This is a genomic window from Comamonas fluminis, from assembly GCF_019186805.1.
Lineage (GTDB): Bacteria > Pseudomonadota > Gammaproteobacteria > Burkholderiales > Burkholderiaceae_C > Comamonas > Comamonas fluminis.
Genome location: NZ_CP066783.1, coordinates 3,497,575 through 3,519,229, shown reverse-complemented (window position 1 = coordinate 3,519,229; position 21,655 = coordinate 3,497,575). Strand labels below are relative to the sequence as shown.

The 21,655-nt window shown below is 60.8% G+C and carries 20 protein-coding genes and 1 tRNA gene; 6 read left to right on the top strand and 15 right to left on the bottom strand.

The genetic code is table 11. The features are described from left to right. Positions 1–7: 7 nt before the first annotated feature. Together JDW18_RS16250 and JDW18_RS16245 are read right to left on the bottom strand one after the other, a co-directional pair. Entirely contained in the window at positions 8–1,018 is a 1,011-nt protein-coding gene (locus tag JDW18_RS16250; RefSeq protein WP_218240425.1) for a phage major capsid protein, P2 family, read from the bottom strand. Between the two features lie 44 nt (positions 1,019–1,062). Continuing rightward, on the bottom strand, positions 1,063–2,085 hold the full coding sequence (locus JDW18_RS16245) for a GPO family capsid scaffolding protein (RefSeq protein WP_246609995.1): 1,023 nt from the start codon (positions 2,083–2,085) through the stop codon (positions 1,063–1,065). 148 nt (positions 2,086–2,233) lie between these two features. On the opposite strand from JDW18_RS16245, the gene JDW18_RS16240 reads away from it, so the two are divergent. Together JDW18_RS16240 and JDW18_RS16235 are read left to right on the top strand one after the other, a co-directional pair. Continuing rightward, complete coding sequence (locus tag JDW18_RS16240) at positions 2,234–3,979, top strand: terminase large subunit domain-containing protein (protein WP_425514810.1); 1,746 nt, start codon at positions 2,234–2,236, stop codon at positions 3,977–3,979. Continuing rightward, on the top strand, positions 3,976–5,001 hold the full coding sequence (locus JDW18_RS16235; protein WP_218240423.1) for a phage portal protein: 1,026 nt from the start codon (positions 3,976–3,978) through the stop codon (positions 4,999–5,001). Before JDW18_RS16240 ends, JDW18_RS16235 begins: the two co-directional genes overlap by 4 nt. Positions 5,002–5,311: 310 nt before the next feature. Here JDW18_RS16235 and JDW18_RS16230 read toward each other — a convergent pair whose 3' ends face one another. Both JDW18_RS16230 and JDW18_RS16225 read right to left on the bottom strand, forming a co-directional pair. Then, the gene (locus JDW18_RS16230) at positions 5,312–5,521 is read right to left on the bottom strand and encodes a hypothetical protein (protein ID WP_218240422.1); all 210 of its coding nucleotides are present in this window, start codon (positions 5,519–5,521) and stop codon (positions 5,312–5,314) included. A gap of 263 nt (positions 5,522–5,784) precedes the next feature. After that, positions 5,785–5,869 (bottom strand) — tRNA-Leu (locus JDW18_RS16225). A gap of 39 nt (positions 5,870–5,908) precedes the next feature. Between JDW18_RS16225 and cysM the strand changes: the two genes are divergently transcribed. The 3 genes from cysM (at position 5,909) to JDW18_RS16210 (ending at position 7,942) form a co-directional block, all read left to right on the top strand. After that, positions 5,909–6,814: a cysteine synthase CysM gene (gene cysM, locus JDW18_RS16220; RefSeq protein ID WP_218240421.1), complete on the top strand. Its 906-nt coding sequence runs from the start codon at positions 5,909–5,911 to the stop codon at positions 6,812–6,814. Positions 6,815–6,934: 120 nt separating this feature from the next. Then, complete coding sequence (locus JDW18_RS16215) at positions 6,935–7,558, top strand: NUDIX hydrolase (protein ID WP_218240420.1); 624 nt, start codon at positions 6,935–6,937, stop codon at positions 7,556–7,558. A 156-nt stretch (positions 7,559–7,714) separates the two neighbouring features. Then, the gene (locus JDW18_RS16210; RefSeq protein ID WP_218240419.1) at positions 7,715–7,942 is read left to right on the top strand and encodes a sulfurtransferase TusA family protein; all 228 of its coding nucleotides are present in this window, start codon (positions 7,715–7,717) and stop codon (positions 7,940–7,942) included. Between the two features lie 28 nt (positions 7,943–7,970). Here the strand turns inward: JDW18_RS16210 and JDW18_RS16205 are convergent, their stop codons facing one another. Then, positions 7,971–9,299 (bottom strand): aminotransferase-like domain-containing protein, encoded by a 1,329-nt coding sequence (locus JDW18_RS16205; RefSeq protein WP_218240418.1) that lies wholly within the window; start codon positions 9,297–9,299, stop codon positions 7,971–7,973. Positions 9,300–9,394: 95 nt separating this feature from the next. On the opposite strand from JDW18_RS16205, the gene JDW18_RS16200 reads away from it, so the two are divergent. Then, on the top strand, positions 9,395–10,276 hold the full coding sequence (locus JDW18_RS16200; RefSeq protein ID WP_218240417.1) for a DMT family transporter: 882 nt from the start codon (positions 9,395–9,397) through the stop codon (positions 10,274–10,276). Between the two features lie 41 nt (positions 10,277–10,317). On the opposite strand, the gene galU is transcribed toward JDW18_RS16200, so the two are convergent. From galU to hemC, 10 genes are all read right to left on the bottom strand, one after another. Continuing rightward, positions 10,318–11,205, bottom strand: a complete 888-nt coding sequence (galU, locus tag JDW18_RS16195; RefSeq protein ID WP_218240416.1) for a UTP--glucose-1-phosphate uridylyltransferase GalU — start codon at positions 11,203–11,205, stop codon at positions 10,318–10,320. Positions 11,206–11,273: 68 nt separating this feature from the next. Beyond that, complete coding sequence (locus JDW18_RS16190) at positions 11,274–14,165, bottom strand: valine--tRNA ligase (RefSeq protein WP_218240415.1); 2,892 nt, start codon at positions 14,163–14,165, stop codon at positions 11,274–11,276. A 188-nt stretch (positions 14,166–14,353) separates the two neighbouring features. Continuing rightward, on the bottom strand, positions 14,354–15,001 hold the full coding sequence (locus JDW18_RS16185) for a VOC family protein (protein ID WP_218240414.1): 648 nt from the start codon (positions 14,999–15,001) through the stop codon (positions 14,354–14,356). A gap of 187 nt (positions 15,002–15,188) precedes the next feature. Further along, the gene (locus JDW18_RS16180) at positions 15,189–15,764 is read right to left on the bottom strand and encodes a YceI family protein (protein WP_218240413.1); all 576 of its coding nucleotides are present in this window, start codon (positions 15,762–15,764) and stop codon (positions 15,189–15,191) included. An 88-nt stretch (positions 15,765–15,852) separates the two neighbouring features. Next, the gene (locus JDW18_RS16175; protein WP_218240412.1) at positions 15,853–16,416 is read right to left on the bottom strand and encodes a YceI family protein; all 564 of its coding nucleotides are present in this window, start codon (positions 16,414–16,416) and stop codon (positions 15,853–15,855) included. 137 nt (positions 16,417–16,553) lie between these two features. After that, the gene (locus tag JDW18_RS16170; protein ID WP_218240411.1) at positions 16,554–17,114 is read right to left on the bottom strand and encodes a cytochrome b; all 561 of its coding nucleotides are present in this window, start codon (positions 17,112–17,114) and stop codon (positions 16,554–16,556) included. A 209-nt stretch (positions 17,115–17,323) separates the two neighbouring features. Continuing rightward, positions 17,324–18,634, bottom strand: coding sequence for a heme biosynthesis protein HemY (locus tag JDW18_RS16165; RefSeq protein WP_218240410.1), 1,311 nt, complete (start codon positions 18,632–18,634; stop codon positions 17,324–17,326). Positions 18,635–18,651: 17 nt separating this feature from the next. Beyond that, positions 18,652–19,761: a uroporphyrinogen-III C-methyltransferase gene (locus JDW18_RS16160; RefSeq protein WP_218240409.1), complete on the bottom strand. Its 1,110-nt coding sequence runs from the start codon at positions 19,759–19,761 to the stop codon at positions 18,652–18,654. Then, positions 19,758–20,585, bottom strand: a complete 828-nt coding sequence (locus JDW18_RS16155) for a uroporphyrinogen-III synthase (protein WP_218240408.1) — start codon at positions 20,583–20,585, stop codon at positions 19,758–19,760. The genes JDW18_RS16160 and JDW18_RS16155 overlap by 4 nt, the downstream gene beginning before the upstream one ends. Positions 20,586–20,597: 12 nt before the next feature. Beyond that, entirely contained in the window at positions 20,598–21,539 is a 942-nt protein-coding gene (gene hemC, locus JDW18_RS16150) for a hydroxymethylbilane synthase (protein ID WP_218240407.1), read from the bottom strand. Positions 21,540–21,655: the final 116 nt, after the last annotated feature.

Below are 21,655 nucleotides of genomic sequence, written 5' to 3'. Positions count from 1 at the left end.
GCTGGGCTTAATCCGCGATCTCGATGTTTTCGACGATGGCGGCCTGGCCGATGTCTTCGATCACGTAGTCGTCGTTGCTGGACTGGTAGTCCTCGACGCGGTTGCGCTTGGGGTTCTCGACGATGTGGCGGCGGCGGCCACCGCGCTGCCAGTAGACGGAGAGGTTGTCCAGCGTGGTGATGAAGAGGCCGTTTTCAGGGAAGAACGGCACCTGTACGGCCTGCAGGCCGCCCACGCGCTTCTGGCTGATGATGATGTCGGCAGCCAGGGTTTCGGTGGGTGCCTGGTTGGTGTTGACCAGGGGGAAGTACTTGTCGTGCAGCAGCTTGGCGCCCAGGATGCAGACGAGGTTGGGGTTGTTGCGGTGCCAGGGGTCGAGCAGCTCGCGGGCGTCGAAGACGGCGGCGTCGAGGTTTTTGTAGTCGCCCGCTGCACCGACGATGACTTTGCCAGCGGTCTTGCCTTCGTGCATGACGCGAGAGGGAGCCTCTTCGCGCATTTTCTGCAGCCAGCCTTTGTTGACGTCTTGCAGCAGGGGGTTGGCGACGATGTCGGTGTCTTCGGCAATGGATGTGCCGTTGAAGCCGATGCACATGCGGTCCAGCGCCTGACGTAGGACCAGCATACGGGCGACGCGCACCTGGAAGTCGGGGAACTTGGCCCAGGCGTCGATCTTGGCGTAGCCCAGGTGGGAGTCGTAGTTGGTTTGGCGGCAGTGGTAGCCGCGGGCCGCGATGTCGCTCAGGTCGCGGGTGGCGCGGTCTTTGTTGGTGGTGTTGGTGCGGCTGGCGATGGGGCCAGACAGGGACAGGCCGAGCTTTTCGCCCTGCAACTCATCGACCGCAATCATGTTGATCATGCCGAGGAAGGCGCTGGATTCCTGCATAGCGGTTTCCAGCTTTTGCTGGACGCTGGGGGTGACTGAGAAGGTTTTGTCGGTGTCGGCGACGTTGATGCCGTTGAGCTGTGCCACTCGGGCCAGCCATTGGTTGAAGTTGGTGCGGCTTTCGTTCTGCATATGGGGTCCTAGGTAGTGACGGAATGGAGTAGGTGGGGAGGCGCTTAGAAGTCGGCCTGCTGCTGGCCGCTGCCGCCGCTGGCCACGGGGCGCGTGTTGGGGACTTCGGTGTTGTCGAGCTTGGCGAATTGCTGTTTGAGCATTTCGACGTCGGCGCTCATGGTTTGCAGCGACTGGTCTGTCTTGGCCTGATGGGTGGAGGCGGCCTGGGCGTGCTCGGCGAACTTGTCGCCCATGGCGGCCATGCCTTCGGCCACGGCGCCGAAGCGGGCGTCATCGCTGGTGGCCTTGCCAGTGAATTTGGCGACGGCGGCGTTGATGGTGGCTTTGAAGCTGGCGACGATGCCTGCGCTTTCGTCTTCGAGTTCCAGCTCCAGCGGCTCGGCCACGGCGAAGACGTCGTCGGGGTGTTCCTTGCGCAGCTTGAAGGGGTTGGCTTCGGGGTTTTTCGCAGCGAAGGCGAGCATTTCGGTGCCGAGGCTGGCGGGGTTGTCGGTGACGGCGAGGCCAACGAGGTAGGCCTCGCCGGTGTCGGCAAAGGCAGGACGCACTTCGATGGAGCTGTAGAGCTTTTGGCGGCGCTTGTTGAGTTCGAGCAGCTCATCAGTGGCTTCTAGCTGGGCCAGCAGGGCGAGCTTTTTTTTGCCGCCGATGTCGATCTCTTCTGTCTTGACGGCGATCACATCACCGTAGGCGCGGAAGTCGCTGGTGGGGCTGTAGCCGCGAATGTGCTCCATGTTGATGCGGGCGCCGTAGACCTTAGGGTCGTAGTTCTTGGCGATTTGCAGCAGCCAGTCGCGGTCGATGGCGCGGCCGTCGGAGGTGGCGCCTTCTACGGCTACACGGAGGAAGCGGGATTTCTTGGACATGGGTGGGTGTGCCTCGCTGATGGATTTGCCGTGCCTGCGGCGGTAATTGGCGGTGAGTGGCGGTGAGTTCTTATGGTGGCCAGCGGCTGGAGCGGCGTCACGCCGGTGTCGTTGTGGCGGCGCGGTGGACGTATGCGGGTGCTGGTTGATATAGAGCGCGCCCGTAAAACTGCCTGCCATGGCACGAAAGAAATCCACAGGGGGCGATGGCTCCCCGTTTGCCGCTGGTGAGGCGGGCAGCACTGACTGCGCCGCAGAGCAGCTGGAGGCTGACTTTGGCGAGCAGCTGGGCGCTTTGGTTCAGGCCCAGGCGCATGAGCAGGGCGCGGCGCTGCAGGCGGCGGCGGTGGCCAATGGTTCACAGCCCCGGCAGGTGGCGCGCTATCTGTACTGGCAGGGGTGGCGGCCGAAGCTGATTGCGGAAAAGCTAGGCGTTCCAGCGACGACGCTGTACGGCTGGCGCGATCAGGAGGAGTGGGACAAGTTCAAGCCGCTGGACCGTGTGAATGGCGCGCTGGAGCTGCGCATGGTGCAGCTGATCATGAAGGAGGCGAAGACTGGCTCGGACTTCAAGGAGATCGATTTGCTGGGCCGCCAGCTGGAGCGCACTGCCCGGGTGGAGCGCTATCAGGAGACGGGCAAGGAGGGGGACTTAAACCCGAATATTGCCCGCCGCAATGCGGTGCCGAAGCGCAAGCCCAAGCGCAATGAGTTCACCGAGGAGCAGACGCAGCAGCTGTTGGAGATTTTCCACGCGGGGAATTTTGGCTATCAGAACCGCTGGTTTGAGGCGCAGAAGGAGCGCACGCGGATTCTGTTGAAGTCGCGACAGATTGGCGCGACGTTTTACTTTGCCCGGGAGGCGTTGATTCGGGCGGTGACGGAGGGGCGCAATCAGATTTTTCTGTCGGCATCGAAGGCGCAGGCACACCAGTTCAAGAACTACATGATTGCCTTTGCCCGCGAGGTGGATGTTGACCTGGGCGGCGATCCGATGGTGCTGTGGAATAACGCGGAACTGCATTTTCTGGGCACGAACGCGAAGACGGCGCAGGGGCGCAGCGGGGACTTTTACTTTGATGAGTTCTTTTGGACGAGTGGGTTCAAGGAGCTGAACAAGGTGGCCAGTGCGATGGCGACGCACAAGCACTGGCGCAAGACGTATTTCAGTACGCCGTCGGCCAAGAGTCATGAGGCGTACCCGTTCTGGACGGGCGAAGACCGCAACCGGGGGCGGGATGCTTCAAAGCATGTGCAGATTGATCTGAGCCACAAGGTGCTGGCCAATGGCATGCGCTGTGCGGATGGGCGGTTTCGCCACATTGTGACGATTGATGATGCGCTGCGGCTGGGCTGCAATCTGTTTGACCTGGCGGAGCTGCTGGCCGAGTACCCGGATGACGAGTTCTCCAACCTGTTCCGCTGCGAGTTCATTGACGATAGCAATTCGCAGTTCACGCTGAAGATGATGCAGGCGTGCATGGTGGATTCGTGGGAGGTGTGGGCCGACGATTTCAAGCCTTTGGCCGCACGCCCGTTTGCGTGGCAGCCGGTGTGGGTGGGCTATGACCCGTCATTTACCGGCGATACGGCGGCGCTGGTGGTGATTGCGCCACCGAAGGTGCCGGGCGGCAAGTTCCGGCTGCTGCACCGCCAGCAGTTTCGGGGCGCTGATTTTGAGGCGCAGGCGGAGTACATCCGCAGCATCACGCTTCAGTACAACGTGACGTTCATGGGAATTGATACGACGGGCCTTGGCCAGGGCGTCTATCAGAACGTGATCAAGTTTTATCCGCAGGCCCGGGCCTATCACTATGACCTGGCTTTGAAGGCGCGGCTGGTGCTGAAGGCCAAGCAGGTGATCAGCAAGGGACGCCTGGAGATGGACGCGGATTGCACGGATGTGGCGGCAGCGTTTATGGCGATCAAGAAGGTGCTGACGCCGAGCCAGCGACATGTGACGTATCAGTCGGGCCGGTCAGACGATATCGGCCACGCCGACTTGGCCTGGGCGGTGATGCATGCGCTGGATAACGAATCACTGGCCGGGGATGTCCACGGCGGTAACTCTTCTGTTGAGGTTTATGAATGACAAAGCGCAATACTCCAAGAACGACGCAGGCCCGGCCCGAGGTTGAGGATCAGGGCCAGATGGAGGTGTTTACCTTTGGCGACCCGGAGCCTATGAGCCGGATGCGGCTGCTTGATTATGTGGAGGCGATGTTTAACGGCCGCTGGTATGAGCCGCCGTTTCCGGTGGATGGGCTGGCCGGGGCGTTTCGGGCATCGCCGCACCATGGGTCTGCGATTTACCTGAAGCGCAATCTGCTGACGGCGAGTTTTATTCCGCACCCGATGATGTCGCGTGAAACGTTCAAGGCTTGGTGCCTGGACTTTTTGGTGTTTGGCAATGGTTATCTGGAGACGCGGCGGGCGTTGACGGGGCGGGCGATGCGCTTTGAGCACACGCTGAGCCGCTATATGCGCCGGGGCAAGGACAAGCGCTATTTCTATGTGCCGAACTGGAGTGAGGAGCATGAGTTCGTGCCGGGCTCGGTGTTCCATTTGCGCGAGCCGGACATCAATCAGGAGCTGTATGGCCTGCCGGAGTATTTGAGCGCGCTGCAGTCGGCGTTGCTCAATGAGTCGGCCACGATTTTCCGGCGCCGATATTACGAGAATGGAAGCCACGCGGGCTTCATCATGTATCTGAGCGACAGCTCGGTGAACAACTCGGACGTGGACAAGCTGCGCGAGCAGCTGCGCAAGTCCAAGGGGCCGGGGAACTTCCGCAATCTGTTTGTCCATGCGCCAGGCGGTAAGACCGATGGGTTGAAGCTGATCCCCGTCAGCGAGATTGCGGCCAAGGATGACTTCGCCGCGATCAAGAACGCCAGCAAGGAGGATGTGCTGGCCGCGCATCGCGTGCCGCCTGGATTGCTGGGCATCATTCCGAACAATGCGGGCGGCTTTGGCAATGCCAGTCAGTCGCTGGATGTGTTCATCAACAATGAGATCGTGCCGCTGCAGGGGCTGTTTGAGTCCTTCAACGAGTGGGCGGGGTTGGATGTGGTGAGGTTTGCACCGCACGAGCCGAAGGTGAGCGCAGAGTAGGGCGACAGGACTGGAATCGATTAGGGCGCGTCAGGCGCCCTTTTTTGCGTCTGTGTGCGGGTGAGGGTGCGTGCTGCGCCTGGGCGCGCATGTGGCGGCGTCAGCAGCCCGTCACGAGGCATTGCCGCTTGTTGAGGCCGCCCCTCGCCCAAGACCAAAGCCCACCCCTTTCCCCGCGGCGCGCCATAACGCCCCCGCCGCGCCTCCCCGCTTCGTGGGGCGCAAATTACGAACAAGTCGGCGACTCGAAGTTGAAGCCAGTATTAGCGCTGTGCGTAATTAAGGTGTCTCTTTTAATTACGAGAAATTACTAGAATTTTGCTGGAATCAACATGTCGGCAGTAGTTCCTGCGACGTTGTCCAGCTTGCGGGCCACAGGCTTAAGGATTGCATGTACAGCTGCAGCACTGACTTGAGCATTTTGAGCTGCAGCAAGTAGTTCACAGAGTGCCGCTACAGAGGTGCTCACCTCATCAATCTCGCTTTGGAGCTGCTCATCTATAGCGTTCTTTGCTGGCATGGCTGCATCAAAATACTGGTTATTTGTACAGTATATGCTGCGTTTCTATGCGTGAGCAAACGCTCTCCATTTGATGTTTGGAGCCGCTCGGTGGCGAGGGCTGTTGAGTGCGCTGAAGAAGCAAGACTGACGTCGTTATGGTTTTTTGCGCCTACGACGTTTTCTCTATGCGCCAAATTTGCAAAAATATGCTGTTTTCAACGGCTTGAAAAGCCAAAGAAAAAAGCCGTTAAGTCATTGAGACTTAACGGCTTTTCTGTGTGTGGTGCCCGGGGCCGGAATCGAACCGGCACGCCTTGCGGCGGGGGATTTTGAGTCCCCTGCGTCTACCAATTTCACCACCCGGGCTGGCTTAGCGCAGACAGGAATTATGGCACAGTATTGGACATGAAAAATTATTTGACCATCGAACATGCTATCGGTCACACGCCGCTGGTGGCATTGCAACGCATTGGCGCGGATACGAATCGTGAGCGCGGGAATGTGGTGCTGGGCAAGCTCGAAGGTAACAACCCTGCGGGCTCGGTCAAGGATCGTCCCGCGCTGTCCATGATTCAGCGCGCCGAGGAGCGCGGCGAGATCAAACCGGGTGATGCTTTGATTGAAGCAACCTCTGGCAATACCGGTATTGCCCTGGCCATGGCGGCTGCCATCAAGGGTTACCGCATGATTTTGATCATGCCCGAGGACCTGTCCATTGAGCGAGCCCAGACGATGAAGGCCTATGGTGCCGAGCTGATTCTGACGCCCAAGAGCGGCGGCATGGAATATGCGCGTGATCTGGCCGATCAGATGGTGTCACAGGGCAAGGGTGTGCTGCTGGACCAGTTCGCCAATGCAGACAATCCACGCGCTCACTATGAAACCACGGGCCCTGAACTGTGGGAGCAGACGGGCGGTGAGATCACGCACTTTGTCAGCGCCATGGGAACGACGGGCACGATTACGGGTGTGGCCAAGTTCCTCAAGGAAAAGAACCCGAATATCAAGATCATTGGCGCCCAGCCTTCCGAAGGCTCGCGCATTCCCGGCATTCGCAAGTGGCCCGAGGAATATCTGCCCAAGATCTATGACGCATCTCTGGTCGATGAGCTGGTTTATGTGACCCAGGATGATGCCGAAGACATGGCCCGCCGCATGGCGCGCGAGGAAGGCATCTTTGCCGGTATCTCGGCTGCGGGTGCGCTGTGGGTGGCTCAGGAAATCGCCAAGCGTGAAGAGAATGCGACCATTGTTTTTGTGGTCTGCGACCGGGGTGATCGTTACCTGTCCACCGGCGTTTTTCCCGCCTGACAGGTGTTCAAGATCCTTGCCTTCAAGGTGATTACCTTGGCGGGCAAGAGATGCTAAATGGCACGAAGCGCTTGATGAATAAGCGCTTTGTGCTATCAAAACAATGAATCGGAGTGCTCAATGGCTTATGAAGTCCGCTTTTGCTCCAACTGTGCGACTGAGCTGCAATGGATTGTGGCCAGTGAGGACAGTGGTGAAGTGCAGCGCCTGCGGTGCCCGGTCTGTGGTTTCACGCACTGGGGCAACCCCACGCCAGTGTTGGCGGCAGTTGTGGAAGGTGATGACGGCCGTGTTCTGCTGGCGCGCAATGCGCTGTGGCAGGAGGGAGTGTTTGGCCTGATTACCGGCTTTATGGAAGCGGGTGAATCACCAGAGGCTGGCATTTGCCGCGAAGTGATGGAGGAAACAGGCCTGCGCGTGAAAGCCTTGCGGCTTTTGTGCTGCTCGGAATTCCTGCGCATGAACCAGGTGCTGATTGCTTATCACGTGCGTGTGGAGGGTAAGTCTGAGGATGTGAGGCTCTCGCCCGAGTTGCTGGAATATCGCTGGCAGACGGCTGAAGAGTCGCAGTGCTGGCCTGCAGGTACTGGCTATGCACTGGCGGAGTGGATCAAGCAAAAAGGCTTTGAGCCACGCTTTGGTGCCTTCAGACCCGGGCAGAACCCTGAACCCGATCCTGCCAAGTGGCCGCTGCATTATTGGGAGCAGGACACGCGCTTCACGATTGCGCCCAAGCTCGATTGAGAAAAGACCGCGTGGGCAACGCCTGGCGCGGGTTTTTCTACAATCGAAGGCATTGAGGACACGACTTACGCAAAGCAGGTTCATGCAAGACGTTTGCTTCTTGCATGCATTCCTTGCGCAGCCGTATTTACCTAAGTCCTAAAGGAATTCCTAGCCATGCACGTAGATCAAGAAGTCGATACCCGCGGCCTGAACTGTCCGCTTCCCATTCTCAAGGCCAAGAAGGCGCTGGCCACCATGCAAAGCGGTCAGTTGCTCAAAGTGGTGGCAACTGATACAGGCTCCATTCGCGACTTTCAGGCCTTTGCCAAGCAGACGGGCAATGAACTGGTGGAGCAGCAAACCGTGGGTGATGAGTTCATCCACATTCTCAAGCGCCGTTGAGCAGGTTCACGGCCACGCCATGGATGGCTCAGTCATACGAAATCGCTTGGCGCACCGTCAGCAGTGCGCTGCGCAATTGAGGTGGCGGGATGGAGCCCAGTGCCAGCCGTAAGGCATGCGGCACGGATGGCGTTGTCGCATAGGGCTCGGCCGTCGATACAGCAATGCGCTGGCGCAGCAAGTTGCTGGCAACTTGGTCGGCCCGAAAATCCTCGTGCAAAGGAATCCAGACATAGTAGGAGCACGGGTGTCGTTGCAGACGCATACCTGTGAACACCTCGCTCACCATGTTTTGTCGTGCTGCGGCATCCCGGCGCTTTCCGGTTTCCAGAGCCACAATCGTTCCGTCTTCCAGCCAGCGGCAACCGATGGCCGTCATGATGGCAGCGGTGTTCCATGTGGTGGCGCGGATTCCCCGCTCCAGCTGCGGCTGCAAAGACTCGGGTGCGGCGATAAAGCCCACGCGCAAGCCCGTGGCGATGCTTTTGGAAAGAGCGCTCACATAGACCGTGATGTCGGGCGCGAGTGCGGCCAGCGGCGGTGGCGGCGCCTCTGCCAAAAATGCATAGGCGGCGTCTTCAATGATCAGCAATCCATGTTTGCGCGCAATGGCGATCAGTTGTTGGCGGCGCGCAAGGCTCATCACCCAGCCTAGTGGATTGTGCATGGTGGGCATGGCGTAGATGGCGCGCACCTTGCGTCTTTCGCAAAGCGCTGCCAGAGCCTTCATATCTGGGCCCTTGCCTGATGCGGGAATGGGCAGCAACTCCAGTCGCAGCGATTCGGCCAGCAGCTTGAAGCCGGGGTAGGTCAGCGCATCCACCGCGACCACGTTACCGGGCTTGAGCAGGGCCATGGCGGTGACCGTGAGCCCGTGCTGCGCACCATCGACGAACAGCAATCGTGATGCGTCGATCTGCAGGCCGCGTGTGCGCAGGTGCGCGGCCAAGGCGGCACGATGCGCTGCTCTGCCAGCGTGCGGCTGGTAGTGGAGCAGCGATTCAAGATCTCCCGAGTTTGCGAGCTGGCGCAAAGCGCTGCGCAGCAATTCGGTCTGGCCCGCGATCAACGGGCTGTTGAATGTGAGGTCTGCGTGCTCGGGAGCTTGAGCCGGATAGTCCACGCCAAGACCAAGCGGCAGCGACAAGTCCCGCACAAAGGTGCCGCGCCCCGTCTCGCCGCTTACCAGCCCCATGGCCTGCAACTCGGCATAGACGCGCGTTGCGGTGACCAGTGCCAGCCCGTGCTTGGCTGCAAGTTTGCGATGTGTGGGAAGACGCGTTCCAGCAATCAACCGGCCTGTGCGGATTTCATGCGCAAACTGGTCCACCAGTGATTTGTAGCGAGTGTCGGCCATGCTGCAATGTATCCATGACAATTTTTTGATTGTATTGAGTCAAGGATTTAGCATGCCTTGTGCGCACGGTTTTGCAAGGCTCAACAAGGCAAGAGATGGACGATTCGAGGTACAAACGTGCCGCTTCCGGCGGGTGGCTCAACGGCATGCTGGGGGTGGTGATCTTCAGTGGATCGCTGCCCGCAACGCGCTTGGCGCTGCGCGATTTTGATCCGCTGTTTCTGACCGTGGCGCGGGCCAGCATTGCCGGGCTGCTGGCGCTTGCCATCGTGATGCTGCGGCGCGAACGCTGGCCGCAGGGCGTGCAATGGCGATCGCTCGTGGTCGTGGCAATAGGTGTTGTGGTGGGTTTTCCGCTGCTCACTGCTTTGGCGCTGCAGCATGTGACTTCGGCGCACTCCATCGTCTTCATCGGTTTGCTTCCGCTTGCCACGGCGCTATTTGGCGTGCTGCGCGCTGGCGAGCGGCCACGGACCGCGTTCTGGGTATTTTCATTAATCGGAAGCGCCTTGGTGGCAGGTTTTGCGCTGCGCGAGGGGGTGAGTGCGGCACCGATGGGCGATGCGCTGATGTTGTTGGCTATTGCGCTTTGTGGGCTTGGTTATGCGGAAGGTGGACGGCTGGCACGCACGCTGGGCGGCTGGCAGGTGATTTCGTGGGCGCTGGTGTTGTCACTTCCGCTGATGCTTCTGGCATCACTTTGGTGGTGGCCCGCTCGGCTGGGTGCGGTGAGCATGCCCGGTTGGCTCAGCCTTGCCTATGTGGCGCTATTCAGCATGTTCCTCGGTTTTGTATTTTGGTATCGCGGGCTTGCGCAAGGCGGCATTGCTGCGGTGGGGCAGTTGCAGTTGCTGCAGCCGCTTTTGGGCTTGGTGCTTGCAGCAGCCCTGCTGCATGAGCAGGTGAGCGCAGCCATGTTGATCGTGACACTGGCGGTGGTGTTGTGCGTAGCGGGCGCCAAGAAATTCGCCTCATGACACTTTGGGTGGCATGAGGCGAGATGGTTGGGGCGCGAGAATCAGATGCTCAAAGTTTTGAGGTATTCACGGAAGCTGTCGCCCACATCGGGGTGCTGCAGGGCCAGCTCTACCGTGGCCTGCAAAAAGCCTTCTTTGCTACCGCAGTCATAGCGCTTGCCCTTGTACTGGAACGCATAGATGGCTTCGTGGGCCATCAGGCGCTCAATCGCGTCGGTCAGCTGAATCTCACCACCCACGCCCTTGGGCTGGTTGCGGATTTCATCAAAAATCGCTGGCGTCAGCACATAGCGGCCTGCCACGCCCATGCGCGATGGCGCGACTTCGGGGGCGGGCTTTTCCACGATTTCGTCAATGCGCATCAGCGGGCCGCCCGCGGGTTCGCCTTTGACGATGCCATAGCGTTTGGTGTGCTCCAGCGGCACTTCCTGCACGGCCAGCAGAGAGCGGCCTTGCTTCTGGAAAGCGGCAGTCATCTGCGCCATCACACCGGGGCCACCTGCTTCACCGGTCATCAGGTCGTCGGCCAGAATCACGGCAAACGGCTCATTGCCCACCAGCGGCTCGGCGCACAGCACGGCGTGGCCCAGGCCCAGAGAGCGGGGCTGGCGCACGAACAGGCAGTTCATGTCGGCGGGGCTGACACTGCGAACCAGATCCAGCATGGCTTGCTTGCCAGCATTTTCCAGCTCGTTTTCAAGCTCATACGAGGTGTCGAAATGGTCTTCGATGGCGCGCTTGCTGCGACCGGTCACAAAGATCATGTCGCGAATACCGGCTTCATACGCTTCCTCCACCGCGTACTGGATCAGTGGCTTGTCCACCACGGGCAGCATTTCCTTGGGGGACGCTTTTGTAGCAGGGAGGAAGCGGGTGCCAAGACCTGCAACGGGAAACACGGCTTTGCGGACACGGGTTTGATTGTTCATAGCAGTCAAAGAGGATGGAAAAAAGGCGCAGTTGCCTGCGCCTTGTCTTGGTGAAAGTTTACTAGGGTTTAGCCGAGACGAGCCAGTTGCTCGTTGATACGTGTCAGGGTGGCACCAAAGTCGGCCAGGCGCTTGCGTTCCTGCTCCAGCACGGCAGCCGGGGCCTTGGCGCAGAAGGCTTCGTTGGAGAGCTTGCCGTTGGCCTTGACGATTTCACCTTCCAGGCGCTTGGCTTCCTTGGACAGGCGGGCCTTTTCGGCTTCCACGTCGATTTCCACGAACAGGGCCAGGCGGGCGTCGCCAATCACATTGACTGGGGCGTTCTGGGCTTCGGTAGCCCATGCGGCTTCGTCGTCGAAGACCTTGACGTCGCTGAGCTTGGCCAGGTTCTTCAGCACGGCGGCATTGGCGCGCAGGAATTCCGAGCCTTCAGCCGAACCGGCGATGGCCAGCAGCGGCAGGCGCTGGGCGGGCGAGACGCCCATCTCGCCACGCAGGGCGCGGCAGGCATCCACCATCTGCTTGATGCGGGCCACGTACTCGATAGAGGCTTCATCGATCTTGGCCGGCTGGGCTTCGGGGTAGCGGGCCACGGCGATGGAGTCGCCCTTCAAACCTGCAACCGGTGCCACTTGCTGCCACAGCTCTTCCGTCACAAACGGGATGATGGGGTGGGCCAGGCGCAGAATGGCTTCCAGCGTGCGGATCAGCGTGCGGCGGGTGGCGCGTTGCTGGGCTTCGTTGCCGGTCTGGACTTGTACCTTGGCGATTTCCAGATACCAGTCGCAGAACTCGTTCCAGACAAAGTCGTAGATCGTGTTGGCCACGTTGTCCAGGCGGAACTCGGCAAAGCCCTTGGCCACTTCGGCCTCGACCTTTTGCAGCTGCGAAGCAATCCAGCGGTCGGGCTGGCTGAAGTGCATATAGCCGGCGAACTCGCCACCGGGCTGGCACTGCTCCTTGGTGTGTTCCTTCAGGCCGCAGTCGTAGCCTTCGCAGTTCATCAGCACAAAGCGCGAGGCGTTCCACAGCTTGTTGCAGAAGTTGCGGTAGCCCTCGCAGCGCTTGCTATCAAAGTTGATAGAGCGGCCCAGGCTGGCCAAGGCAGCGAAGGTGAAACGCAGTGCGTCCGCGCCGTAGGCGGGAATGCCTTCGGGGAATTCTTTTTGCGTGTTCTTGCGCACTTGTGGTGCGGTTTCGGGCTTGCGCAGGCCGATGGTGCGCTTGTCCAGCAGGGGCTCCAGCGCGATGCCGTCGATCAGATCGACGGGGTCCAGCACATTGCCTTCGGACTTGGACATCTTCTTGCCCTGCGCATCGCGCACCAGGCCGTGGATGTAGACATGCTTGAAAGGCACACGCCCGGTGAAGTGCGTGGTCATCATGATCATGCGGGCCACCCAGAAGAAGATGATGTCGTAGCCCGTCACCAGCACCGAGGAGGGCAGGTACAGGTTGTAGTCGTCATCCGCCTTGTCGGTCTGGTTGGGCCAGCCCATGGTGGAAAACGGCACCATGGCCGAGGAGTACCAGGTGTCCAGCACGTCTTCGTCGCGGCGCAGCTTCTTGCCCGGGGCTTGGGCTTGCGCTTCGGCTTCGTTCTTGGCGACGTAGATATTGCCTTCTTCGTCGTACCAGGCGGGAATCTGGTGGCCCCACCACAGCTGGCGCGAGATGCACCAGTCCTGGATGTTGTTCATCCACTGGTTGTAGGTGTTGACCCAGTTTTCGGGCACAAACTGCACGGCGCCGGATTCCACGGCGTCAATGGCTTTTTGCGCGATGGACTTGCCGGTGGCGTCACCCTTGCCCACTTGGTTCATGGCGATGAACCACTGGTCGGTCAGCATGGGCTCGATCACCTGGCCGGTACGGTCGCAGATCGGCACCATCAGCTTGTGCTTTTTGATCTCCACCATCAGGCCGGCTTCTTCCAGATCGGCCACGATGGCCTTGCGGGCCACAAAGCGGTCCATGCCGCGGTATTTTTCGGGCGCTTCGTCGTTGATCTTGGCGGTCAGCGTCAGCACCGTGATCATGGGCAGCTTGTGGCGCTGGCCCACCTGGTAGTCGTTCTGGTCGTGCGCAGGCGTGACCTTCACCACGCCGGTGCCGAACTCGCGGTCCACATAGTCGTCGGCAATGATGGGAATCTGGCGGCCCACCAGCGGCAGCGTCACGGTCTGGCCGATCAGGTGCTTGTAGCGCTCATCCTCGGGGTGGACCATCACGGCCACGTCGCCCAGCATGGTTTCGGGGCGGGTGGTGGCCACCACCAGATTGCCTTCACCGCTGGTCAGCGGGTAGCCGATGTGCCACAGGCTGCCGTCCTTTTCCTGGTTCTCGACTTCCAGGTCGGACACGGCCGATTGCAGCACCGGGTCCCAGTTCACCAGGCGCTTGCCGCGGTAGATCAGGCCTTGCTGGTACAGCTTCACAAAGGTGTCGGTCACGACCTTGGACAGCTTGTCGTCCATGGTGAAGTACTCGCGGCTCCAGTCCACGGTATCGCCCATGCGGCGCATCTGCGTGGTGATGGTGTTGCCCGATTGCTCCTTCCACTCCCACACCTTGCTGACAAAGTTTTCGCGGCCCAGGTCATAGCGGCTTTGGCCGGCGGCCTGCAGCTGGCGCTCCACCACGATCTGCGTGGCAATACCGGCGTGGTCGGTGCCGGGAATCCAGGCCGTGTTGTAGCCCTTCATGCGGTGGTAGCGCGTGAGCGAATCCATGATGGTCTGATTGAACGCGTGGCCCATGTGCAGCGTGCCGGTCACATTGGGTGGGGGCAGCTGGATGGCGAACGAAGGCTGGCTGGCGTCGGGCAGGCCCGTGCCGCGCACGCCGGCGTTGCCGTAGCCGCGCTTTTCCCACTCGGGGCCCCACAGGGCTTCGATGGAGGCGGGTTCAAAAGACTTGGAGAGGCTGTCGAGGCCGGGCTGCTGAATGGTGTCGCTCATGGCTGCGTGGCTAGGAATTCTGAAAATGAAAACGGCATCCTGAAAAAGGGATGCCGTCTGCATAGAAATTAGGACGGATTGCCAATGATTTTAGCGATCCGGTGCGCTGATGAGGGCGGTAGGCCTTATTTGGCCTTTGAGCGCTTATCTATCAAGCGTCGCTTGCTAGCAAATTAGATGCTTCTAATTTATTTCGTGGGCACAAATTCCGGGCGGTCATTGCTCTGAGGTTTGAGCGGTGCTGCCGATTTACCCTCGGCACGTTCCTTGCGCCATTGCTCCTTGCGCGCTGTCCATTCGTTCAGGCGTGCGTGGGCGGTGGTGCTTTCCTTTTGCATCTGCACTGCGCTGGCCAGCTGGGCTGTCAGCTCCAGACGGATGCCATTGGGGTCGAAGAAGTAGATGCTCTTGAAGATGTGGTGGTCGGTCACGCCCAGCACTTCCACGCCGCAGGCTTGCAGGCGGGCCTTGGTGTTTTCCAGCTCTTCCACGGTATCAACGCGGAAGGAGATGTGGTTGATCCAGATGGGGGTGTTGGGCGAGGGCAGAGCCGCTTCGTCGTCACCAATATCAAAGAAGGCAATGAACGAGCCATCTTTCAGACGGAAGAAGAAGTGGGTGTAGGGGCAGTACTCGCCAGTCGAGGGCACATAGTCGCTCTGGATGATGTGATACAGCGGCAGACCCAGGATGTCTTCGTAGAAGTGGCGTGTTTCCTCGGCATCCTTGGCCTTGTAGGCGTAGTGGTGCAGTTGCTGCACGGCGGCGGGCTGGGGCAGGCCGCTCATGTCTACGCGTTTTGGCTGGGAGTAAACCGGGGTTGGGGCTGTGCTCATCTCTCTGTCTCCTTGAATCGGTGTATGTGTAAATATTCTACTATCCGTAATAAATTTACCTAAAGATAATTTTTATGCAGGGGATTTGGGAGTGACTGGGCCGTAAAAAAGCCCAGGCCGTTTTCACGGGCTGGGCCAAGGCCGGATCCTTGTGGGAATCCGGCGGGAGGGAGCGGTTAAAGGTGAATTACTGCTTCACGGCTTCGATCTGCATGACCAGACGCACTTCCTTGGGGAAGCCGTAAGGGATGCCGTAGTTAACGCCCCACTGGGTGCGGTCGATGGTGGCTTCAAAGTCGCCGCCGCAGACTTCACGCTTTTGCAGCATGGGGCTTTCGTAGCAGGTGAATTTGTTGGACTTGATGGTGATGGGGGCCGTCTTGCCCAGCATGGTCAGCTGGCCGGTGACTTCCTTGAGCTTGTCGCCGTCAAACACAAACTTGTCGGAAACAAACTTGGCTTCGGGGAATTTTTCAGCGTTGAAGATGTCTGCGCTTTGCAGGTGCTTGTTGAAAGCCGGTGTGCCAGAGTTGACCGAAGTCATGTCCAGAACCACTTCGACCTTGCCAGTCTTGGCGGCTTTGTCGAATTCGACCGAGCCAGTCTTCTTGTCGAAGCGGGCACGGTTGGTCGAGGCACCGAAGTGGTCGATCTCAAAGCTTGCGAAAGTGTGGGTCGGGTCGATGGCGTAAGTCGCAGGAGCGGCTTGAACAGCGGAGGCGAACAGGGAGGCAGCAGCCAGAGCAAACAGAGCAGAACGCATGGTGAAAACTCCTTTAAGGGATGGGGTGGTAGCTATCAAAACATGAGCTTCCAGCGCTTGATTTAGATACGCTGGAGGCAAATAACACTTAAATCTTGCCGACGCCGCTCAGGGCCAGCTTGAACTGCACATTGACCTCGTCGGCCACCATGGAGGTGTCCTTCCAGTCGCCGTCGCCAATCTTGAAGGTCAGGCGCTTGAGGGGCAGGGTGCCGGTGGCGGTGGTGGTGGCGCCAGACTGGGTCAGCGTCACGGGCAGGCTCACCTTTTGTGCGCTGCCCTTGATGGTCAGCGTGCCTTCGACCTGGTACTTGCCGCCGCCCAGCGCCTTGACGGCGCTGGAGTCAAACGTGGCTTGGGGGAACTTGGCCACATTGAACCAGTCTGCCTTGGGCAGCTCAGCATCGGTTTCCTTGGCGCCCATGGTGGCGCTGCCCATATCCACGCTGAAGTGAATCTTGCTGGTTTCGGGCTTGGTGGCGTCAAAAGCCACCTTGGCATCAAACTTCTTGAAGTGGCCTTTGAGGGGCACACCCATCTGCTTGGCTTCAAAGTTGACGGCACTCTGTGCGGGCACCAGGGCTTGCTGAGCGTGAGCGACCGAGCCGAGGAAGGCAGTAGCGATCAGAGCGGTAGTAAAGAGGGCTTTCATACAAAGCATCCTGTGAATAAAGAAAGACAAATTCAAAAACTGGCGCAACCCAAGTGAGAAACACCGAGCAAGGGCAGCCCCGCCGCGACGGTGTTGTCCCCCTTGGGGGGAAGGCGCAAAGCGCCTCAGGGGGGGGCTTACCTTGGAATCATTCGGGACAGCAAACCGTCGCGGTCGATGAACTGGTGCTTGATCACGGCGGCAATATGCATGACAACCAGCGCGGCCAGGGCGTAGGCCAGATAACCGTGCCAGGGCTTGAGCACCTCAGCCAGTTCAGGGCTCTTGCCCACCAGGTCGGGCAGAGGAATCTGGCCAAACAGTACGATGGGGAAACCAGCTGCCGAGCTGTACATCCAGCCCACCAGCGGGATGGCAAAGAACAGCGCATACATCAGGTGGTGCACGCCATGGTGGGCCACACGCTGCCAGCCTGGCATGGTGCGGGTGATGGCCTCGGGCAACTCGGGCGGGCGGTGGGTGATGCGCCAGACCAGTCGCAGCACGGACAGAATCAGAATCGTCATGCCTGCCCACTTGTGCCAGTTGAAGTATTTGAGGCGAGCGGGCGAGAACGGCAGGCCAGTCATGTAAAGACCGAAGCCAAAGATGCCGATCAAGGCAAGGGCCAGTACCCAGTGCAGGGCGATGGCGGTGCTGCTGTAGCGGCGGGTGGAGAGAGCGGACACGGTGTTCATGGAGACTGCTGTGATTCGGTTGCTTCGCCATCTTCAGCGAAGCACTGATTGCAGTGTATGAAGCCGTAAGTACAAAAAGGTTCAGCGAGTTTGAGGTCTCAATTCAAAAAAGCTGAAGGGTTGAGTGCAAGAAAAAACCCCGCAGCCTGAGGCAGCGGGGTTGCAGCTTGGATCTGGGCCGTATCTGGGCCGTATAGGGGCTGTTTGTCTTACTCGTCCAGAGCCGGGTTTTCTGGCAGTACCGCAACGGCTTGCGCCGCCAGCTTCCAGGCAATGGCCGAGGCCTCCATATCCCCCCGGTGCTCGGCCATCAGCGCCAGGCGCTGCCAGGCACGGGTGCGTAGTTCTGGTTCCTGTAGCAGGGGGGCAGCACGGGTTAGCATTTGCTGGGCCTTGCCCCAGAGCTGGCGCTGCACGCAGGCCACACCGGCCAGATATTGCAGGCGCGGCTCACGTGGGTTGGCGTTGGCGGCGGTTTCAAAGCGGGCCAGCCAGGCGGCGTCCAGCTTGCTCAGGCAGGACTGAAGCACCTGCACCAGTTGGGGCAGATGGGCTTCGGTGCGTGGGCTGGCGTGGGGCAGCAGGTGTTCCCACACGGGCAGCAGCCAGGCGCGGGCCTGGATGGCTTCGCCTCCCAGGGCAATCAGGCGCTCGGTCGCGGGAATGGCGACTTCGGGCATGGCGCGCTCTTCTTCATCGAGTGACAGCCAGAACTGCTGCAGCGATGAGGTGTCGCGCGCATCACGAATGCTGGCCAGCAGCAGGCCGCGCACCACGCTGGCCGATGCTGCGGGCGAAAAAGCGCGGTGTTTGGCCAGAAGGCGGGCGGTATCCAGCGCCACCTGGGTATTGCCAGCCAGGCGGGCGGCCTTGAGCTTGATGCGCAGCGCAATCGTGCGGCGGCTTGCGCCCTGAGGCAGATCGGCCAGGCGCTGCATGGATTCACCGGCATCGCGGTCATCCAGTGCCCAGCGGGCCGAGCGCATTTGCGCGCCTTCGCGAATTTCCTGATCCTGGGTGGCGCCGGGCTCGGGCAGCAGCGCCAGGGCCTGCTGCCAGTGCTTGTCGCGCAAGGCGGCATCCTGCAGAGCATGGGATGCGTCAGCGGCCAGCAAGTGGGCCGTGGCGCTCAGGCGGTCGCCATAGGGAATGGCGGCATCGGTTTCGCGCAGCGATTGCTCGGTCGAGAGCGCGGTCATCGCGGCTTTGCGGGCACGCAGAAAACGACCAGCCTGCAGGTGGGACAGCGACTCCAGCAGGCTCTGGTTCATGCTGCGTTCTTTTTGCTGCATGCGCCAGCGACGGGCCTGGTGCGGCATCTGCAGCAAGCCCGCCAGAGCGCGCAAGGCCGCGTAGAGCAGCACAAAGCCCAGAAAAATCAGCACGATGGCCAGATTCAGCGACATGTCCACCCGGTAGGGCGACCAGAACCAGGTCACAGTGCTTTGGTTATTGCCTGCAAACAAGGCCGTGGCCACGGCTACGGCAAACAAACCCATCAGCCATAAGGCAGCACGCATTTCGGTGTCCTCCTGGCTTAGCGGCCTGCCGCGGCGGTTGCCAGCGCGGTCAGTGTGTCATCAAGCCGCACGCGGTCCGTTGAGGTGTGCAGATTGCTTTGAATCTGCTGCAGCTGTGCCTGTGCGATCTGGGTGCGGCGCGCGCGGGTGTCGAAATACTTGCTCAGCATGATGCCGGCAGAGTTCAGGTCCATGCGTGCCGATTCGGGCTGGCGCGACAGCAAGCCAAGGCGTGCATTGAGCAGCTTGAGTTTGAGGTTCTCGCGCAGAAAATAGCCTTGCTCAGGCGCCAGCAGCGCGGCATCCGGGTGATCGATGCGGCGCACCCGCACCAGGTCTGAGGCGCCGTCGCGGAAGGACTCCCACAGGCGTACGCCCTGGCCTTGCCACCAGGCCCACTGGGTCAGGGTCAGATTGCTGTCGGCTGCAGCGTGTTCCGGGGCGCTGGGGGGCTGATCGGATGTGCGGCTGCGGTAGCGGCCCACATCATTGGTCAAGGGTAGTTCATCAACCTGGCGCGCCAGATCTTCGATACGCGTCAGCACGCCCGTGGTGTCTGTCACGCTCATGCGTGAGAGTTTTTCCAGATCCAGCTCCATGGCGCGAATCACCGGAGCCAGACGGGGTTGGGCGGCACTTTCCACACGCTTCTGCGCGGATTTGAGGGTGGCCACCAGGGGCTGCAGGCTGCCTGACAGCTCGGCCTGCTGCTGCGCCATGCGCACGGCCGATTCAATATCGGCCACGAGATTCTCGTCACGGGTGCGTGACATGCTCTGCATCAGCTCTTCCAGCTGGCTGCGCTGCAGGTTCAGCTCGCCCACCCGGGCTTCCATGACCGAGACGCGGGCTGCGCTGTCGCGGGCCAGATCCTGGGCATCCTTGGCCAAGGTGCGGGCTTCCACAGATTGCGCACCAGACTGGGCGGACTGGCGGGCCAGTTGCTCCTGCATATTGCCCACGCGCTGCCACAGCATGCCGCAGCCGACCAAGGCCGCAACGGCCACGGCCCCCAGCGTCAGCACCAGCGGCATGGGCGCGCCCTGGCTTGCGGCGGCGGATGTCGGAGGCTGGGAGGGGAGGTCTTTGGCTGAGGTTTCAGGGGTGGGGATGGCGTCAGAGCTCATAGAGCTGATTCTATCGACGCGAACACCTCATCCTGCGTTGGGCGGCTTTGCACAACCTTGCCAAAGCCCGCTGCCTGGGCTTTTGCGGCAATACGGGCATGGGTGGTAAGCGCCAACGCCTGCTGCCAGCTTTGCTCTGGCAGTATCTGTTGCAGGTTGGCAACAGCTTCGGAGCTGCTGAACAACCACAGGCTGCCATCAGAGGCTGCGTTGCGTGCCAGTTCCAGTTGTTCGGCACTCCACTGGGGCAGCAAGCGCTGATAGACAGCCAGCAGTTCCACCTGCGCTCCAGCCTCGCGCAGCTGTGCGGCCAGCCACTCCCGGCCTGCGCCCTGGGTCGATGGCGCGGTGCTTTCAGGGGCAGGGCTGTCGCCTCGCACGATGAGTACGCGGTCGCCGGCTCGAATCTGGCCGTGCACGCACTGCCACAGGGTTTCGGATTCGAACTGGGCGGCGTCCGGTGCGGGGCCGTCGATCTGGCTGGCGGCAATGCCTGCTGTCAGCAATGCGTGGGCCGTACCCGGGCCGGGTGTCCATGCTCTGGTATCAGGAGCTAGCAGCGCTTGATGGTTAAGGGCTTGAGCATCATTTGATGCAAAAAAATACTGCACCGCATTACCGCTGACAAACATCACGGCACGGTAGTGGCCGGGAGTCAGCGCTGCAGCCTGGGCCTGTGCCAGTGCCTGCTGGGCCGCTTCGCCACTGCACGGGCCTATGCCCATCAGCGGCAGGGCATGGGCTTCCCAGCCGCGCGACTGCAGGGCGCTGACCCAGGGCTGGGCATCATGCTGCGGGCGGGTGACCAGAATGCGCGCGCGCATGGCCTTTGCCGTTCAGGCTTGCTTGGGTGCTGGAACAGCGCCTGCGGCCTGCAGCTGTGCGGCCAGGCTCTCGCCCAGCGCATTGGCCGAGGCGAAGTCGGTCACGGTGGCACTGGCTTGCACACGCACCAGAGGCTTTTGACCTTCGATATCGCCCCAGGCGGCGTCCATGTGCAGGGTGTCGCCCTCAAAGCGGCCAAAGGCAGCCAGTGGCATGGAGCAGCTGCCGCCCATGCAGCGGCTGACAGCGCGCTCGGCCGTTACGGTCAGCCAGGTGGGCATGTGGGCCAGCGGCGCCAGTGCATCAATGATGTCCTGACGGTCGGCGCGCACCTCAATGCCCAGTGCACCCTGGCCTGCGGCGGGCAGCATGTGGGCGGGGTCGAACTTGGCGCGAATGCGCTCGCTCATCTCAAGGCGCATCAGGCCGGCAGCGGCCAGCACAATGGCGTCGTACTGGCCTTCGTCCAGCTTGCGCAAGCGGGTGTTGACGTTGCCGCGCAGGGGCTCAATCTTGAGGTCGGGGCGCAGCGCCTGCAGCAGGGCCTGGCGGCGCAGGCTGGAGGTGCCGACCACGGCGCCCTGTGGCAGCTCGTCCAGACTTGCGTACTTATTAGAGACAAAAGCGTCGCGAGGGTCTTCGCGGGTCATCACGCAGGCCAGCACAAAGCCTTCGGGCAGCTCCATGGGCACGTCCTTCAAGGAGTGCACGGCCAGATCGGCGCGGCCTTCTTCCAGGGCGACTTCCAGTTCCTTGACGAACAGGCCCTTGCCGCCCACCTTGGACAGGGCGCGGTCCAGAATCTGGTCGCCCTTGGTCGTCATGCCCAGCAGTTCAACCGGGTGACCGTGACCACGCAGGATGGTCTGCACGTGCTCAGCCTGCCACAACGCCAGCTGACTTTCACGAGTCGCAATGACAATTGTTGTGGGGGAGGATGCAGAAAATTTCATGACGGCGCAGTCTCAAGCGGGAAATCGGGAATGCTAGCATGGCACGTTGACCTACACAGAGCCCAAGGAGAATAGTCGATGCCTTCCGCCCGTACCTCAAAATCCGCTGGCACTGA